26 protein-coding genes are annotated in these 15,573 nt (G+C 67.6%); 21 read left to right on the forward strand and 5 right to left on the reverse strand.

Translation table 11 applies throughout. The features are described 5' to 3' along the window. Positions 1-4: 4 nt before the first annotated feature. From AB0F44_RS09160 to AB0F44_RS09180, 5 genes are read right to left on the reverse strand one after another with little or no spacing between them, the layout of a single operon-like run. Positions 5-1,306 (reverse strand): DUF58 domain-containing protein, encoded by a 1,302-nt coding sequence (locus AB0F44_RS09160; protein WP_357354700.1) that lies wholly within the window; start codon positions 1,304-1,306, stop codon positions 5-7. Continuing rightward, on the reverse strand, positions 1,303-2,286 hold the full coding sequence (locus AB0F44_RS09165; protein WP_350660676.1) for a MoxR family ATPase: 984 nt from the start codon (positions 2,284-2,286) through the stop codon (positions 1,303-1,305). Before AB0F44_RS09165 ends, AB0F44_RS09160 begins: the two co-directional genes overlap by 4 nt. Next, positions 2,283-3,404 (reverse strand): DUF4350 domain-containing protein, encoded by a 1,122-nt coding sequence (locus AB0F44_RS09170; RefSeq protein ID WP_357354702.1) that lies wholly within the window; start codon positions 3,402-3,404, stop codon positions 2,283-2,285. The genes AB0F44_RS09165 and AB0F44_RS09170 overlap by 4 nt, the downstream gene beginning before the upstream one ends. A gap of 44 nt (positions 3,405-3,448) precedes the next feature. Next, positions 3,449-4,060, reverse strand: a complete 612-nt coding sequence (locus AB0F44_RS09175; protein WP_357354704.1) for a DUF4129 domain-containing protein — start codon at positions 4,058-4,060, stop codon at positions 3,449-3,451. Further along, the gene (locus AB0F44_RS09180; protein WP_357354706.1) at positions 4,057-5,055 is read right to left on the reverse strand and encodes a glycerophosphoryl diester phosphodiesterase membrane domain-containing protein; all 999 of its coding nucleotides are present in this window, start codon (positions 5,053-5,055) and stop codon (positions 4,057-4,059) included. Before AB0F44_RS09180 ends, AB0F44_RS09175 begins: the two co-directional genes overlap by 4 nt. Before the next feature lie 516 nt (positions 5,056-5,571). Between AB0F44_RS09180 and rpsJ the strand changes: the two genes are divergently transcribed. From rpsJ to rplO, 21 genes are all read left to right on the forward strand, one after another. Further along, positions 5,572-5,880 (forward strand): 30S ribosomal protein S10, encoded by a 309-nt coding sequence (rpsJ, locus tag AB0F44_RS09185; RefSeq protein WP_008360994.1) that lies wholly within the window; start codon positions 5,572-5,574, stop codon positions 5,878-5,880. Positions 5,881-5,890: 10 nt separating this feature from the next. Continuing rightward, the gene (rplC, locus tag AB0F44_RS09190; RefSeq protein WP_357354708.1) at positions 5,891-6,547 is read left to right on the forward strand and encodes a 50S ribosomal protein L3; all 657 of its coding nucleotides are present in this window, start codon (positions 5,891-5,893) and stop codon (positions 6,545-6,547) included. 2 nt (positions 6,548-6,549) lie between these two features. Then, positions 6,550-7,443 carry a 50S ribosomal protein L4 gene (gene rplD / locus AB0F44_RS09195; protein ID WP_357354710.1) on the forward strand — a complete coding sequence of 298 codons (894 nt, stop codon included), beginning with the start codon at positions 6,550-6,552 and terminating at the stop codon, positions 7,441-7,443. After that, entirely contained in the window at positions 7,440-7,736 is a 297-nt protein-coding gene (rplW, locus tag AB0F44_RS09200; protein WP_008360999.1) for a 50S ribosomal protein L23, read from the forward strand. Before rplD ends, rplW begins: the two co-directional genes overlap by 4 nt. Before the next feature lie 16 nt (positions 7,737-7,752). Then, entirely contained in the window at positions 7,753-8,589 is an 837-nt protein-coding gene (gene rplB / locus AB0F44_RS09205; RefSeq protein ID WP_091052382.1) for a 50S ribosomal protein L2, read from the forward strand. Between the two features lie 3 nt (positions 8,590-8,592). Then, positions 8,593-8,874, forward strand: a complete 282-nt coding sequence (gene rpsS, locus AB0F44_RS09210; RefSeq protein ID WP_008361004.1) for a 30S ribosomal protein S19 — start codon at positions 8,593-8,595, stop codon at positions 8,872-8,874. Next, complete coding sequence (rplV, locus tag AB0F44_RS09215) at positions 8,871-9,290, forward strand: 50S ribosomal protein L22 (protein ID WP_160027010.1); 420 nt, start codon at positions 8,871-8,873, stop codon at positions 9,288-9,290. Before rpsS ends, rplV begins: the two co-directional genes overlap by 4 nt. After that, positions 9,290-10,123 carry a 30S ribosomal protein S3 gene (gene rpsC / locus AB0F44_RS09220; RefSeq protein WP_350660660.1) on the forward strand — a complete coding sequence of 278 codons (834 nt, stop codon included), beginning with the start codon at positions 9,290-9,292 and terminating at the stop codon, positions 10,121-10,123. Before rplV ends, rpsC begins: the two co-directional genes overlap by 1 nt. Positions 10,124-10,126: 3 nt before the next feature. After that, positions 10,127-10,546, forward strand: coding sequence for a 50S ribosomal protein L16 (rplP, locus tag AB0F44_RS09225; protein WP_141806215.1), 420 nt, complete (start codon positions 10,127-10,129; stop codon positions 10,544-10,546). After that, a complete protein-coding gene (gene rpmC, locus AB0F44_RS09230; RefSeq protein WP_292648878.1) occupies positions 10,546-10,788 on the forward strand; it encodes a 50S ribosomal protein L29 in 243 nt (80 codons plus the stop codon). Before rplP ends, rpmC begins: the two co-directional genes overlap by 1 nt. A gap of 1 nt (position 10,789) precedes the next feature. Further along, positions 10,790-11,071, forward strand: a complete 282-nt coding sequence (rpsQ, locus tag AB0F44_RS09235) for a 30S ribosomal protein S17 (RefSeq protein ID WP_336734596.1) — start codon at positions 10,790-10,792, stop codon at positions 11,069-11,071. A 172-nt stretch (positions 11,072-11,243) separates the two neighbouring features. Then, complete coding sequence (gene rplN / locus AB0F44_RS09240) at positions 11,244-11,612, forward strand: 50S ribosomal protein L14 (RefSeq protein WP_008361015.1); 369 nt, start codon at positions 11,244-11,246, stop codon at positions 11,610-11,612. Then, a complete protein-coding gene (rplX, locus tag AB0F44_RS09245) occupies positions 11,612-11,971 on the forward strand; it encodes a 50S ribosomal protein L24 (protein ID WP_091052390.1) in 360 nt (119 codons plus the stop codon). The genes rplN and rplX overlap by 1 nt, the downstream gene beginning before the upstream one ends. A gap of 2 nt (positions 11,972-11,973) precedes the next feature. Then, a complete protein-coding gene (rplE, locus tag AB0F44_RS09250) occupies positions 11,974-12,534 on the forward strand; it encodes a 50S ribosomal protein L5 (protein WP_091052391.1) in 561 nt (186 codons plus the stop codon). Position 12,535: 1 nt separating this feature from the next. Beyond that, on the forward strand, positions 12,536-12,721 hold the full coding sequence (locus AB0F44_RS09255) for a type Z 30S ribosomal protein S14 (RefSeq protein WP_011757321.1): 186 nt from the start codon (positions 12,536-12,538) through the stop codon (positions 12,719-12,721). 86 nt (positions 12,722-12,807) lie between these two features. Next, entirely contained in the window at positions 12,808-13,215 is a 408-nt protein-coding gene (gene rpsH / locus AB0F44_RS09260) for a 30S ribosomal protein S8 (RefSeq protein ID WP_179659690.1), read from the forward strand. A gap of 22 nt (positions 13,216-13,237) precedes the next feature. Then, positions 13,238-13,792: a 50S ribosomal protein L6 gene (gene rplF, locus AB0F44_RS09265; RefSeq protein ID WP_355224291.1), complete on the forward strand. Its 555-nt coding sequence runs from the start codon at positions 13,238-13,240 to the stop codon at positions 13,790-13,792. Next, on the forward strand, positions 13,792-14,175 hold the full coding sequence (rplR, locus tag AB0F44_RS09270) for a 50S ribosomal protein L18 (protein WP_008361025.1): 384 nt from the start codon (positions 13,792-13,794) through the stop codon (positions 14,173-14,175). The genes rplF and rplR overlap by 1 nt, the downstream gene beginning before the upstream one ends. Positions 14,176-14,209: 34 nt before the next feature. Further along, positions 14,210-14,821, forward strand: coding sequence for a 30S ribosomal protein S5 (rpsE, locus tag AB0F44_RS09275; RefSeq protein WP_357354717.1), 612 nt, complete (start codon positions 14,210-14,212; stop codon positions 14,819-14,821). After that, the gene (rpmD, locus tag AB0F44_RS09280) at positions 14,821-15,003 is read left to right on the forward strand and encodes a 50S ribosomal protein L30 (RefSeq protein WP_008361029.1); all 183 of its coding nucleotides are present in this window, start codon (positions 14,821-14,823) and stop codon (positions 15,001-15,003) included. The genes rpsE and rpmD overlap by 1 nt, the downstream gene beginning before the upstream one ends. A 1-nt stretch (position 15,004) precedes the next feature. After that, positions 15,005-15,445 carry a 50S ribosomal protein L15 gene (rplO, locus tag AB0F44_RS09285; RefSeq protein ID WP_357354719.1) on the forward strand — a complete coding sequence of 147 codons (441 nt, stop codon included), beginning with the start codon at positions 15,005-15,007 and terminating at the stop codon, positions 15,443-15,445. Positions 15,446-15,573: the final 128 nt, after the last annotated feature.

The raw sequence follows: 15,573 nt of genomic DNA on the forward strand, positions 1-15,573 counted from the left end.
GACCTCAGAGCTGGCCGGTGGCCTTGAGCTGCAGGTAGTGGTCGGCTAGAGCGGGCGGGAGGGACTCGGCGTCGGCGTCGACGATGTCGACGCCGAGGGTGCGGAGCATGGCGGCGGTGTGGTCGCGGCGGCGGAGGGTCTGTTCGGCGGCGGCTGCGGCGTAGACGTCCTCGAGAATGTCGCGGGAGGCGGCGGTGGCCTCGAGCTCGGGGTCGCGGACGGAGGCGATGACGACGCGGTGGTGCTGGGTCAGAACCGGGAGGACGGGGAGGAGCGACTCCTCGATCGCATGCGGGTCGAGGGGAGTCAGCAGGACGACGAGCGCGCGGTGGCGGCCGAGGCCGGCGACCGCGCCGGCGAGGTTGGACCAGTCGGCCTCGGCGATGACCGGCTCGAGGTCGGCCATCGTCTCCTGCAGCCGCTGGGTGACGTCGCGCTGGCCGGCGAGCCGGACCCGGGAGCGTACGCGCAGGTCGCCGGCGATGAAGTCGATCCGGTCGCCGGCCCGGGAGGCGATGGCGGCGAGCAGGAGCCCGGCGTCCATCGCGGAATCGAGCCGCGGCACCCCGCCGCCGGCGCCCTCGATCCGGCCCGCCGAGGTGCGGGAGGTGTCGAGCACCAGCACCACGCGACGGTCCCGCTCGGGCTGCCAGGTGCGGACCACGACGGTGCGGGAGCGGGCGGTGGTGCGCCAGTCGATGGAGCGCACGTCGTCTCCGCGGACGTACTCCCGCAGCGAGTCGAACTCCGTCCCCTGCCCGCGCACCCGGACCGCGGCCCGGCCGTCGAGCTCGCGCAGACGCTGAAGCCGCGAGGGCAGGTGCTTGCGCGACTCAAAGGCGGGCAGCACCCGCACCGATCCCTCCACCGGGATCGTGCGCTGCCGGGCGCCCAGACCCAGGGGCCCGTACGTCCTCACCGTCACGCCCAACGCGCGCAGATCTCCGCGGCGCCTCGGCTGCAGCGGCGTACGAAGCCTGGTGCTGTCGCCGCGCCCGAGCCGGATCCGATGCCGGTTGTGACCAGCGCCGGCGGTCGGCTGCCAGGCGTCGCGCACCAGCGCCCGGAAGCCGCGGGCGGGGGAGCGGACCACCAGCTCCGACGTCGTCGACTCGCCCAGCCTGATCCCGCCGAGCGGGACCCTGCTGATCTCCAGGGTCGCCGGCTTCGGTGCCAGGAGTACGTCGAGGAGCGCCAGCACCACCACGAGCAGGATCCACACCGCCGCCGTCCCGGCAGTCGGCCGCAGCACGACCGGGACGATGCCGGCGAGCATCAGCAGCGGGACCCGCCAGGTGATGGTCATCGGGGGACGGGGACGGCGCCGATGGCGGAGGAGAGGACCTGGGAAACCTGGACACCCTCGAGCTCGGCCTCGGGGCGCAGGGCCAGGCGGTGGGCGAGGGTGGCGTGGGCGAGCGACTTCACGTCGTCGGGGGTCACGAAGTCGCGGCCGGCGAGCCAGGCCCAGGCGCGCGCGGAGCGGAGGAGCGCGGTGGCGCCTCGCGGGGACACCCCGGCCGACAGCGACGGGGACTCGCGAGTCGCCCGGGCGATGTCGACGATGTAGCCGGTGACCTCGGGGGAGACCTGGACCGTCGAGACGTGCTGTCGGGCGGCCTCGATGTCGGCGCCCGAGGCGACCGCGGTGACCCCGGCACCGGCGACGTCGCGCGGGTCGAAGCCGGAGGCGTGCCGGTTGAGGATCTGCACCTCGTCGGAGCGCGAAGGCACCGGGAGGACGACCTTCAGCAGGAACCGGTCCAGCTGGGCCTCGGGGAGCGGGTAGACGCCCTCGTACTCGATCGGGTTCTGGGTCGCGGCCACGAGGAACGGGCGCGGCAGCGGGCGGGTGACCCCGTCGACCGAGACCTGGCCCTCCTCCATCGCCTCGAGCAGCGCCGACTGTGTCTTCGGCGGGGTGCGGTTGATCTCGTCGGCGAGGAGCAGGTTGGTGAAGACCGGCCCCTCCCGAAAGGTGAGCTCGCCGTGGGAGGACTCGACCACCATCGACCCGGTGATGTCACCGGGCATCAGGTCGGGGGTGAACTGCACCCTGCGGGTCTCCACGGAGAGGGCCGCCGACAGGGACCGGACCAGCAAGGTCTTGGCGGTGCCGGGTACGCCCTCCATGAGCACGTGGCCGCCGCACACCAGCGCGACCAGCAGCCCGGAGACCGCGGCGTCCTGCCCGACGACTGCCTTGGCGACCTCGGCCCGGACCGCGGTGAGCCGCTCCCGCGCGCCGTCGGGCGACACGTTGGCGATGGTCTCGGATTGGGTCATGGGTGTCGTACCTCTTCCTCAAGGGCCGCCAGCGCGTTGGCCAGCGTGATCAGGTCTTGGTCGTTCTGGATCGGGGCATCGGTGAGCAGCGCGGAGACCTCGAGATCGGGCCGTCCGGTGCGCTGGACGACAGCGCGTACGACGGCCTCCGGGGTGGCATCGCGCCCCAGCCGCAGTCGCTGGGCGAGGCGGGTGCGGGCGGCCTGCCGCAGCGTCGTCGCGGCATGGGTGCGGTCGCCGGAACGGCGGTAGAGCCGGCCCAGGCTGCGCGTCGTCTCCCCGGCGCGGACATGGACCGGCAGCGGCTCGACCGCCAGCGGACCCAGCCGCCGCCCGCGGGCGATGGCGAAGGCGACGACCGCCAGCAGCAGGAGCCACAGAGCCGGGTTGATCCAGCGCGGCAGCAACGAGCTGGGGGAGTGGGCCTCGTCGGGCGCGAGGTCGTCGAGAGAGGGGACGTACCAGACCAGGTGGTCGTTCTCGCCCAGCAGCCGCAGCGCCACCGCCGCGTTGTCCGCCCGCAGGATCTGGTCGTTGGTCAGCACCTGCGGTGCACCCCAGACGGTGAGGCCCTCCGCAGGCGCCAGCACCGCGCCGCCCTCGTGCGGGAAGCAGGAGCCGGCGTCGTACGCAGTGACCGCGTCGGCCTGGATGCTGAGCCCTTCCCAGCGCCGGTCATCGCAGCCCGCCTCGACCTTCTCCGGCGTCTGGGCGACGGCGTAGGGGATGCCGAGCATCGCCGACACGTAAGGCGCGGGCTCGGCCAGGATCAAGTCGTCGGCCTCGTCGGTGCGGTCACGCAGCCGGAAGGCGGTGTCCTCGCCGAGCGCGTCGGTGCCGGTCACGAAGACCGTCGTGTCCCGCCCGATCTCGGTGCTCTCCAGGCGCTTCGAGGAGCGGACGATCTCGACCTCGACGCCATGGTCCTCGAGCACCTGGACCAGCGCCCGGGCGCCGTCGGGGTCGGGGCTCTCCGGGTCGTAGGCGGCATAGGACTCCCCGCCCTTCGGCGTTGCGATGTACGCCAGCACGACCGCGATGACGAAGGCCAGCGCGACGTACAGAATCGGCCTGTTCCGTCGGAACCAACCATCGGACGACCGTGTTGGTTTCGACACGCCTTCGCCTAGCGGCTCCGGCGGCTCAACCAGCGTCTCGGAGCTCATCGCGCCACCGCCAGCTCCTGCTCGAGAGCGAGTACGCCCTCGGCCTGTTCACGCGTCGCGGGATGGTCGCCGTAGAGCACCTCGTTGAACAGCTCCGCGGCCTGCCCGGCCCGGCCCTCGAGCGACATCTCCCGCTCCAGGCTCGCCGCGACCTCAGCTGCGGTCAGCCCGGGGTCGTCCGTGAGCCGGCCGCGCTCGACCTGTCGTCTGGCCAGGGCCCGGAACCCGTCGATCACCGCGGCGCCGTGATCCCCCGAGGCGTACGCAGCCTCGGCCCGCGCCCGGAGCGCGGCCGCGGAGAGCGACTCGTCGGTGAGGACGTCGCCGTTGCGGTCGCGGGCGACCCGGGGACTGCGCCGGGCCCGCGAGACCAGCAGGCCGAGCCCGACCAGGATCGCCGCGAACACGACCATCGCGGCGACGGTCTGCGCCCAGGGCACCTCGCCGGCCGACGGGAGGCCGTCGGACAGGGTGCGCTCGATCCAGCGCAGGATCCGTTCGATGAGGTCGAGGTCGTGGTACTCCGGCCCGGCCAGCTCGCGCCGAAGCCAGGAGCGACCCTCCTCGGGCGTCGGCGTCAGAGGAGGAGTCTGTTGAAGGAGGATCATCTGCTCAGCAGCCCGGCCTGCTCCATCAGCTCGACCTCGTAGGACTCCTTGCGGATGCGCTGGTCGAGATACTGCAGGTTGGTCACCGCGCCCGTGAACGGGGTCGTGATGGCCGCCGCGATCACCTGAGCGATGGCGCTGCTGCCGAGAGTCGCCAAGACGTAGTATTCCGGCGCGACCACGGCGACCACGCTGCCGACCAGGCTGATCGGGAACGCGACGATCTGTGAGGCGAACCCGACGATGATCGTGGTCAGCAGCGCGATTCCCAGGAGCCGCCAGAACTGGCCCCTCGACAGGTTCCATGCCCGGCGGATCGCGCCGAAGACACCGTTCTGCTCCAGCATCAGCGACGGCACGGAGAGTAGGTAGAGCCGTGTGGAGGCGAAGATCCACGCGGCCACCAGCACCGGGATCATGGCGAGACCGACCACGATCGCAGGAATGGGGCTGTCCACGACGATCGCGAGCACGACCACAGGAACCGCGGCGACGATCCAGGAGAGCACGCCGAAGACGGCGAACAGTGTCGCCAGCCCGACCAGTCGCCAGCGCTTGCCGTGCGTTGCCGACCATGCCTGCCCGAGCGTGAGCTTGCGGCCGAGTGCCGCCGCGTGCGCGACGTGCGAGATCATCCCCGACACCAGGATCATGCCGAACCCCTGCAGGACCGCACCGACGACGTACGACCCGAATGCCGTGACCATACCTACGAGTTCGGAGGTTCCCGGCGTGTAGGCCGGATCCTCGAGCGAGGTGCCGAGGAAGTCCAGGCTGTCGCCGGTGAAGGTCATCGCCGCGGTCACGCCCAGCGGGATGGCCATCGCGACCGCCGCCACGAGGACCGAGGCGCCGACTGTGGCACCGGGGTTGAAGCGTACGAGCCGGAAGGCGCCGTCGAGCATGTCGCCGAGACCCAGCGGACGCAGCGGGATCGCTCCCGGCTTGTGGGCAGGCGGCAGCGGCTGGGTCCACGCCGGTTGTACCGGCTGCACCGGCTGAGACTGCACCGGCTGGCCCGGTGGGGGCGGGGTCGACGGGTTCGCCGCGCCCTGTTGAGGTTGCTCACCCGGTGGGGGTGGCCACACTCCTGACATGCTGATGCTCCTCGTCGCGACGACCGGCGAACTCGCTCGGTTGGGGGCATCCTCTCAGAGCGACCCAGACGACACCGTTGATTTGGAGCCACCTGCGTACGCGTGACAAGATTCTCTGGTTGCTCCAGTGAACTGTTCGCTGGGGTGTGCACACCTTGACTACTGAATCGCGTCACCTGAGCAGGCTGATCAGTCTGCCTGGATGTGGTCTGTGGTCGCCGTGTGCCCATCCCGAAGGCGTGGTTCCAGTGAAGCTGATGGTGAAAGTCCCGTCGAGAACTCGGCGTTCGCTTGTGGAAAATAAGCGACACGCCCGACCGCGGGGGTCGGAGCCAGAGGTGAGCAACCGGGCCGACTCAGCCGGAGGAAGCCTGTAGCACGCGGCACGCTGACCAAGAAGGACGAGAGAGACAGATGGCGGGACAGAAGATCCGCATCAGGCTCAAGGCCTATGACCACGAGGTGATCGACACCTCGGCGCGAAAGATCGTGGACACGGTCACCCGTACGGGTGCCAAGGTCGCCGGCCCGGTGCCGCTGCCGACCGAGAAGAACGTGTACTGCGTCATCCGCTCGCCCCACAAGTACAAGGACTCGCGCGAGCACTTCGAGATGCGCACCCACAAGCGCCTCATCGACATCATCGACCCGACCCCGAAGACTGTTGACTCCCTCATGCGGCTCGACCTGCCTGCTGGTGTCGACATCGAGATCAAGCTCTGAGGTTGACGACATGACGATCGAACGCAACGTGAAGGGTCTCCTGGGCACCAAGCTCGGCATGACCCAGCTGTGGGACGAGAACAACATCGTCGTCCCCGTGACCGTCATCGCGGCGAACACCAACGTCGTGACCCAGGTCCGCACCCCCGAGGCCGACGGCTACAACGCCGTGCAGATCGGCTACGGCGAGATCGACGGCCGCAAGGTGAACAAGCCGGGCGCCGGCCAGTTCGAGAAGGCCGGCACCACGCCGCGCCGCCACCTGGCCGAGATCCGCACCGCCGACGCCGCGACGTACTCCGCCGGCCAGGAGCTCCCCGTCGACACCTTCGCCATCGGCGAGGAGATCGACGTGACGGGCACCTCGAAGGGTAAGGGTTTCGCGGGTGTCATGAAGCGCCACGGCTTTGCCGGTGTCAGCGCTTCGCACGGTGCTCACCGTAACCACCGCAAGCCGGGGTCGATCGGCGCTTGCGCCACCCCGGGTCGCGTGTTCAAGGGCGTCCGCATGGCCGGTCACATGGGTACTGACACCGTCACCACCCAGAACCTGACCGTGCACGCCGTCGACACCGAGAAGGGCCTCATCCTGGTCAAGGGCGCCATTCCTGGCCCCAAGGGTGGCCTCGTGGTCCTCCGCTCGGCTGCTAAGAAGCTGGAGGCCTGATCATGGCTATCAAGACTGTCAAGGTCGACTTCCCGGCTGAGATCTTCGATGTTGAGGTCAACATCCCGCTGATCCACCAGGTCGTCGTCGCGCAGCAGGCCGCTGCGCGCCAGGGCACGCACTCCACCAAGACCCGCGGCGAGGTCCGCGGCGGTGGACGCAAGCCCTACAAGCAGAAGGGCACCGGTCGCGCCCGTCAGGGCTCGACCCGCGCGCCGCAGTTCGCCGGTGGTGGCACCGTCCACGGCCCGCAGCCGCGTGACTACAGCCAGCGCACCCCCAAGAAGATGAAGGCTGCCGCTCTCCGCGGTGCCCTCTCGGACCGGGCTCGTGCCGGCCAGATCCACGTGGCCGAGTTCACCCTCGAGGCGCCCTCGACCAAGACCGCGCTGACCGCCCTCAAGGCGATCTCGGACGTCAAGCGTTACCTCGTCGTCCTGGACCGCTCCGAGGCCGTCGCCGCGCTGAGCCTGCGCAACGCCCCTGAGGTGCACCTGCTCTGGGCCGACCAGCTCAACACCTACGACGTCCTCGTCTCCGACGACGTTGTCTTCTCCAAGCCGGCCTTCGAGGTCTTCATCTCGGGCAAGCCGGTCGTCGCCGCCAAGGAGACCGTCACCATCGGTGAGGTCGAGAAGGACGCGATCAAGGAGGCTGCTGTCGAGCCCGCCAAGGAGATCGACCTCCCCGAGGGCGCTGTCGCGCCGCTCGAGGACGGCTCGGCTCCCGAGGGCTTCGACATCAAGGGCAACGTCAAGGGCAAGGACAAGAAGTTCCACGCCCCGGGCGGCCGTTGGTACGAGTCCACCAAGGCGGAGTTCTACTTCAAGTCCGCCGAGGACGCTATCGCGGCTGGTTTCGTTGAGGCCGGCAAGAAGAAGGAGGCCGACAAGTGAGCACGCTGCACTACGACCCCCGCGACATCCTGATCGCGCCGGTGGTCTCCGAGAAGAGCTACGGCCTCCTCGACCAGAACAAGTACACCTTCATCGTTCGCCCCGACGCGAACAAGACCGAGATCAAGATCGCGGTCGAGAAGGTGTTCGACGTCAAGGTGACCTCGGTCAACACGATCAACCGCAAGGGCAAGGCCCGTCGTACTCGTTACGGCCTGGGCAAGCGCCCCGACACCAAGCGCGCGATCGTCTCCCTGGCTGAGGGCGACCGCATCGACATCTTCGGCGCGTGAGAAGGACTGACTGAAAATGGCTATTCGTAAGTACAAGCCGACCACCCCGGGCCGTCGTGGCTCGTCGGTGGCCGACTTCGCCGAGATCACTCGGACCACGCCGGAGAAGTCGCTGACCAAGCCCCTTCCCAAGAAGGGCGGCCGCAACAACCAGGGTCGCATCACGACCCGCCACATCGGTGGCGGTCACAAGCGTGCGTACCGGATCATCGACTTCCGTCGCTACGACAAGGACGGCGTGCCGGCCAAGGTCGCTCACATCGAGTACGACCCGAACCGCACCGCCCGCATCGCTCTGCTGCACTACTTCGACGGCGAGAAGCGCTACATCCTCGCGCCCGTCGGCGTCAGCCAGGGCACCGTCGTGGAGTCCGGTCCCACCGCCGACATCAAGCCCGGCAACAACCTCCCGCTGCGCAACATCCCGGTTGGTACCACCATCCACAATGTTGAGCTGCGTCCCGGTGGCGGCGCGAAGATCGCCCGCTCCGCCGGCATGAGCGCCCAGCTGGTCGCTCGTGAGGGCTCCAAGGCCACGCTCCGCATGCCTTCGGGTGAGATGCGCTTCGTCGACGTGCGCTGCCGCGCCACCGTCGGCCAGGTCGGCAACGCCGAGCAGTCCAACATCAACTGGGGTAAGGCCGGCCGTATGCGGTGGAAGGGCGTTCGCCCGACCGTCCGCGGTGTCGTCATGAACCCGGTCGACCACCCGCACGGTGGTGGTGAGGGTAAGACCTCCGGTGGCCGTCACCCGGTCAGCCCCTGGGGTAAGCCCGAGGGCCGTACGCGTAAGCGCAAGGCCTCTGACTCGCAGATCATCCGCCGCCGTAAGAGCGGGAAGGGTAGGAAGTAAGCAATGCCTCGCAGCCTGAAGAAGGGCCCCTTCATCGACGATCACCTTCAGAAGAAGGTCGACGCCGAGAACGAGAAGGGGACTCACAACGTGATCAAGACCTGGTCGCGCCGCTCGATGATCGTGCCCGAGATGATCGGTCACACCATCGCGGTGCACGACGGTCGCAAGCACGTCCCGGTCTTCGTGTCCGACTCGATGGTCGGTCACAAGCTGGGCGAGTTCGCCCCGACCCGCACGTTCAAGGGTCACATCAAGGACGACCGGAAGGGACGCCGTCGATGACCACCACCGAACGGCAGCGCATCAGCGCCCGCCGCGACTCCCTGCTCGGCGACCAGCCGGGTGCCTTCGCGAGTGCCCGCTTCGTGCGGATCACCCCGCTGAAGGCACGCCGCGTCGTCGACCTGGTCCGCGGTCTGCCCGTTGACGAGGCTCTGTCCCTGCTGCAGTTCGCGCCGCAGGCAGCCTCCGAGACTGTTTACAAGGTTCTCGAGAGCGCCATCGCCAACGCGGTGACGACCGAGGGTCTGGACCGTGACGACCTCGTCGTCTCGGTCGCCATGGTCGACGAAGGTCCGACCATGAAGCGCTGGCGTCCCCGCGCCCAGGGTCGTGCGACCCGCATCAACAAGCGGACCTCGCACATCACCCTGGTCGTGCAGCCGGCCGACGTCGTCGAGAAGGGCGGTAAGAAGTAATGGGTCAGAAGATCAACCCGAACGGCTTCCGCCTGGGCATCTCGACCGACCACAAGTCGCGTTGGTACGCCGACAAGCAGTACAAGGAGTACGTCGGCGAGGACGTCAAGATCCGCAAGCTGCTCAGCAAGGGCATGGAGCGGGCTGGCATCGCCAAGGTCGAGATCGAGCGCACCCGTGACCGCGTCCGTGTGGACATCCACACCGCGCGTCCCGGCATCGTCATCGGTCGCCGCGGCGCCGAGGCCGACCGCCTCCGCACCGAGCTGGAGAAGCTCACCGGCAAGCAGGTTCAGCTGAACATCCTCGAGGTCAAGAACCCCGAGGTCGACGCTCAGCTGGTTGCCCAGGGTGTCGCCGAGCAGCTCAGCGGTCGCGTGCAGTTCCGTCGCGCGATGCGTAAGGCCATGCAGACCACCATGCGCTCCGGTGCCAAGGGCATCCGGATCCAGTGCTCGGGTCGTCTGAACGGCGCCGAGATGTCGCGTACGGAGTTCTACCGCGAGGGCCGCGTCCCGCTGCACACGCTCCGTGCTGACATCGACTACGGCTTCTACGAGGCCCGCACGACCTTCGGCCGCATCGGCGTGAAGGTCTGGATCTACAAGGGTGAGGTTTCCGGCTCGCGTGCCGAGCGTCAGGCCGCCCAGGCCGCCCGTGCGGGCGTCCCGGGTCGCGGTGGCGAGCGCGGCGGCCGTGGTGGCCGTGGCGGCGACCGTCCGTCGCGTGGCTCCCGTGGTGACCGCCCGAACCGCGCTGACCGCGCGGCGAAGACTGAGGCGCCGGCTGCCGCTGAGGCTCCCGCCGCCGAGACCACGACCCAGGAGGGCTGACCCATGCTGATGCCCCGTCGAGTCAAGCACCGCAAGCAGCACCACCCGAAGCGCACTGGCGTGGCCAAGGGTGGCACGAAGCTCGCGTTTGGTGAGTACGGCATCCAGGCGATCGAGGGTCACTACGTGACCAACCGCCAGATCGAGGCAGCGCGTATCGCGATGACTCGTCACATCAAGCGAGGCGGCAAGGTGTGGATCAACATCTACCCCGACGTCCCGCTGACCAAGAAGCCCGCCGAGACCCGCATGGGTTCCGGTAAGGGTTCGCCCGAGTGGTGGGTTGCCAACGTCAAGCCGGGCCGCGTCATGTTCGAGCTCTCCGGTGTCGACGAGACCACGGCCCGCGAGGCGATGCGCCGCGCGATCCACAAGCTGCCCATGAAGTGCCGTTTCATCACGCGAGAGGCTGGTGAGTTCTGATGGCTAACTCCCTGCAGGCGTTCGAGCTGGACGAGCTCACCGACGTCGACCTCGAGGCGAAGCTGCGCGAGGCCAAGGAGGAGCTGTTCAACCTCCGGTTCCAGGCGGCCACCGGCCAGCTGGAGAGCCACGGTCGGCTCCGCACCGTCAAGAAGGACATCGCCCGGATCTACACCGTGGTGCGTGAGCGCGAGCTCGGCATCCGCGTGGCCCCGGGTGCCGAGACCACTGAGGAGGCCTGAGATGGCTACCGAGTCCACCCAGGACACCACCGAGCGCAACACGCGCAAGGTGCGCGAGGGCCTCGTCGTCAGCGACAAGATGGACAAGACCATCGTCGTCGAGGTCGAGGACCGCGTGAAGCACCCGCTCTACGGCAAGGTCATGCGCCGTAGCAGCAAGCTCAAGGCTCACGACGAGCAGAACACCGCCGGCATCGGCGACCGCGTCCTGGTCATGGAGACCCGGCCGCTGTCCGCGACCAAGCGGTGGCGCCTCGTCGAGGTCGTCGAGCGCGCCAAGTGATCCTCGTCTCGTAAGAGACGGATCCGGCTGGCGACAAACGTCGCCAAATTGACCAAAGGGCGCAGGTCCAGCGACCATTGTTCGCTGGGCCTGTGCCCATCAAATCCCATTACGTTCGGCAAGGCTCGACCGCCCTGGATGCGGTTGAGAACCAGCTCGACAAGGAGAAGTAATGATCCAGCAGGAGTCGCGACTCAAGGTCGCCGACAACACTGGTGCAAAGGAGATCCTTTGCATTCGTGTGCTCGGTGGTTCCGGTCGTCGCTACGCCGGCATCGGCGACACCATCGTCGCCACCGTTAAGGACGCTATCCCCGGTGGCAACGTGAAGAAGGGTGACGTCGTCAAGGCCGTCATCGTGCGCACCGTCAAGGAGCGCCGCCGCGCTGACGGCTCGTACATCCGCTTCGACGAGAACGCCGCCGTCATTCTCAAGAACGACGGCGAGCCGCGAGGCACCCGCATCTTCGGCCCTGTCGGCCGTGAGCTGCGCGACAAGAAGTTCATGAAGATCATCTCGCTCGCGCCGGAGGTGCTGTGATGGGTCGCTCGCACATCAAGAAGGGCGACACCGTCAAGGTGATCGCTGGTAAGGACAAGGGCGGCTCCGGCAAGGTGATCGCTGTTCTCACCCAGGAGGACCGTGTGATCGTCGAGGGCATCAACCTCGTCAAGAAGCACACCAAGGTCCAGGACCAGGGCGGCCGCGCCGGCACCACCGGCGGCATCGTCAACACCGAGGCCCCGATCCACGTTTCCAACGTCCAGCTGCTCGAGGGTGGCGAGCCGGTTCGCGTCGGCTACCGCCGTGAGACGGTCCAGAAGCGTCGCCCCGACGGGTCGACGTACGCCGCCGAGCGCAGCGTTCGCATCTCGCGCAAGACCGGTAAGGACATCTGATCATGACCGACACCGCTGTGGCCCCGCGCCTCAAGACGAAGTACCGCGAGGAGATCGCCCCGGCCCTGCAGGCCGAGTTCGAGATCCCGAATGTCATGCAGATCCCCGGTCTGACCAAGATCGTCGTCAACATGGGTGTGGGCGAGGCTGCTCGCGACTCCAAGCTGATCGAGGGCGCTGTCAACGACCTGACCGCGATCACCGGCCAGAAGCCGCTGATCAACAAGGCGAAGAAATCCATCGCGCAGTTCAAGCTGCGTGAGGGCATGCCGATCGGTGCGCACGTCACGCTGCGCGGCGACCGCATGTGGGAGTTCCTCGACCGCCTGCTCTCGCTCGCGCTGCCCCGCATCAGGGACTTCCGCGGCCTCAACGGCAAGCAGTTCGACGGCAACGGCAACTACACCTTCGGTCTCACCGAGCAGGTCATGTTCCACGAGATCAACCAGGACAAGATCGACCGCTCGCGGGGCATGGACATCACCCTCGTGACGACTGCCACCAACGACGACCAGGGTCGCGCGCTGCTCAAGGCGCTCGGCTTCCCGTTCAAGGAGAACTGAGATGGCGAAGACCGCTCTCAAGGTGAAGGCCGCCCGCAAGCCGAAGTTTGCGGTTCGCGGTTACACCCGCTGCCAGCGCTGCGGCCGCCCGAAGGCTGTCTACCGCAAGTTCGGCCTGTGCCGTATCTGCCTGCGTGAGATGGCCCACCGCGGTGAGCTGCCCGGCGTCACCAAGTCCTCCTGGTGAGCGATCACCGTTCCAACCACTGACGTTGAAGGTCCTCATGACTTTGTGTCGTGAGGAAACCACTACGAGAAAGGGCCGTTCGGCCAATGACGATGACTGACCCGATCGCAGACATGCTCACTCGTCTGCGCAACGCCAACCAGGCGTTCCACGATACGGTTTCGATGCCGTACAGCAAGCTGAAGCAGGGCGTCGCTGAGATCCTCCAGCAGGAGGGTTACATCACCAAGTACGAGGTGCTGGAGCCCACCGAGGGCCAGGTCGGCAAGACCCTGACCATCACCCTCAAGTACGGCCGCAACCGTGAGCGCTCGATTGCCGGCGTACGCCGCATCAGCAAGCCCGGTCTGCGTGTCTACGCGAAGCACACCGGTCTCCCGAAGGTGCTCGGCGGCCTCGGCGTCGCGATCATCTCGACGAGCCAGGGTCTGCTGACCGACCGCCAGGCGAACAAGAAGGGCGTAGGTGGGGAAGTCCTCGCCTACGTCTGGTAATCAGGGAAGGGAGAGAGAAGAAATGTCGCGTATTGGCAAGCTCCCCGTCCCGGTTCCGGCCGGCGTGGACGTCACCATCGACGGCCAGGTCGTGAGCGTCAAGGGCCCCAAGGGCTCCCTGTCGCACACCGTGGTCGACCCGATCACCGTCGAAAAGGGCCAGGACGACGAGGGCCGTGGCGTCCTCGACGTCAAGCGCCCCGACGACAGCCGGGACAACAAGGCCCTGCACGGCCTGTCCCGCACGCTGATCAACAACATGGTCCTGGGTGTCACCGAGGGCTACGAGAAGAAGCTCGAGATCGTCGGCGTGGGTTACCGCGTGCTGTCGAAGGGCCCGACCAAGCTGGAGTTCCAGCTGGGTTACTCCCACTCGATCGTCTTCGACGCGCCCGAGGGCATCACCTTCACCACCGACGGTCCGACCAAGCTCGGTGTCGTCGGCATCGACAAGCAGCTCGTCGGTGAGGTTGCGGCCAACATTCGCAAGCTGCGCAAGCCGGAGCCCTACAAGGGCAAGGGCGTTCGTTACGCCGGCGAGAACATCCGCCGCAAGGTCGGAAAGGCTGGTAAGTGATGGCCATCTCGCTGTCGAACAACAAGCACACCGCTTCCCGTGTCCGCTCGCGCCTGCGTCGTCAGGCCCGCGGTCGCAAGAAGATCGAGGGTACGCCGGAGCGCCCGCGCCTCGTCGTGACCCGGTCGGCCAAGCACATCACCGCCCAGGTCGTCGACGACCTGGCCGGCAAGACGCTTGCCTCGGCTTCGACCATCGAGGGCGACCTGCGGTCGGCCTCCGGTGACAAGACCGCCAAGGCCAAGCAGGTCGGCGAGCTGGTTGCGTCGCGTGCCAAGGCCGCTGGTGTGGAGACTGTCGTCTTCGACCGTGCCGGCAACAAGTACCACGGCCGTGTCGCCGCGCTCGCCGATGGCGCGCGCGAGGCCGGTCTGACCTTCTGATCGCAACGATCGAACGAGAGAAGAGGAAAGTCTGATGAGCGGAGCCCAGCGCGGACAGCGTGGTGGCGAGCGCCGAGGTCGCGACGATCGTCGCAACCAGAGCGCCGACAAGACCGCCTACATCGAGAAGGTCGTCGCGATCAACCGAGTTGCCAAGGTCGTGAAGGGTGGTCGTCGCTTCAGCTTCACCGCCCTTGTGATCGTCGGTGACGGTGAAGGTCTGGTCGGCGTCGGCTACGGTAAGGCAAAGGAAGTTCCCGCGGCGATCGCCAAGGGTGTCGAGGAAGCGAAGAAGCACTTCTTCCGCGTTCCCCGCATCCAGGGCACGATCCCCCACCCGGTGCAGGGTGAGAAGGCCGCTGGTGTGGTCCTTCTCCGTCCGGCCGCCCCTGGTACCGGTGTCATCGCCGGTGGTCCGGTGCGCGCCGTCCTGGAGTGCGCCGGCATCCACGACGTACTGAGCAAGTCGCTCGGTTCGTCCAACCAGATCAACATCGTCCACGCGACGGTGGAGGCCCTCAGGATGCTCGAGACGCCTGAGGCTGTCGCCGCCCGCCGTGGTCTCCCCGTTGAGGACGTCGCCCCGGAGGCGCTGCTCAAGGCGCAGGCCGAGGCTGCGGCTCCCACCGTGGAGGTGTCGGCCTGATGGCGCAGCTGAAGGTCCAGCAGAAGAAGGGCCTCGTTGGTCTGAAGCAGAACCAGCGAGACACCCTGCGTACGCTCGGTCTCAAGCGGATCGGCGACGTGGTCGTCAAGGAGGACCGCCCGGAGATCCGCGGCATGGTCCAGACCGTCCGTCACCTGGTGACGGTCGAGGAGGTCGACTGATATGGCACTCAAGGTGCACAACCTGGCGCCGGCTCCCGGTGCCAAGAAGGCCAAGACCCGTGCGGGTCGTGGTGAGGCGTCCAAGGGTAAGACGGCCGGCCGTGGTACCAAGGGCACCAAGGCCCGTTACCAGGTCCCCGCTTACTTCGAGGGTGGCCAGACCCCGATGCACATGCGACTCCCCAAGCTGAAGGGTTTCAAGAACCCCTTCAAGGTGGAGTTCCAGGTCGTCAACCTCGACAAGCTCAACGAGCTTTTCCCCGAGGGTGGCGTCGTCACCCCTGAGACCCTGATCGAGAAGGGTGCCGTCCGCAAGGGCCACCCGGTCAAGGTCCTGGGCCAGGGTGACCTGACCGTCAAGGTCGAGATCAGCGCCAACGCCTTCTCCGGCACTGCCAAGGAGAAGATCGAGGCCGCTGGCGGAACTGTCACGGTTCTCTGACAGTTCTACTAACGTAGAGCCTGTCACGTGGGAGCGCGGCCGGGTCGCCCCTTCGGGGTCCCGCCCGCGCTCCTGCTGTTTCAGCCCTACGTGTAAGGACTGCCGTGGAGGCTGTTAGGCTGCCACGG

The organism is Nocardioides sp. NPDC023903, assembly GCF_040639295.1.
GTDB lineage: Bacteria > Actinomycetota > Actinomycetes > Propionibacteriales > Nocardioidaceae > Nocardioides.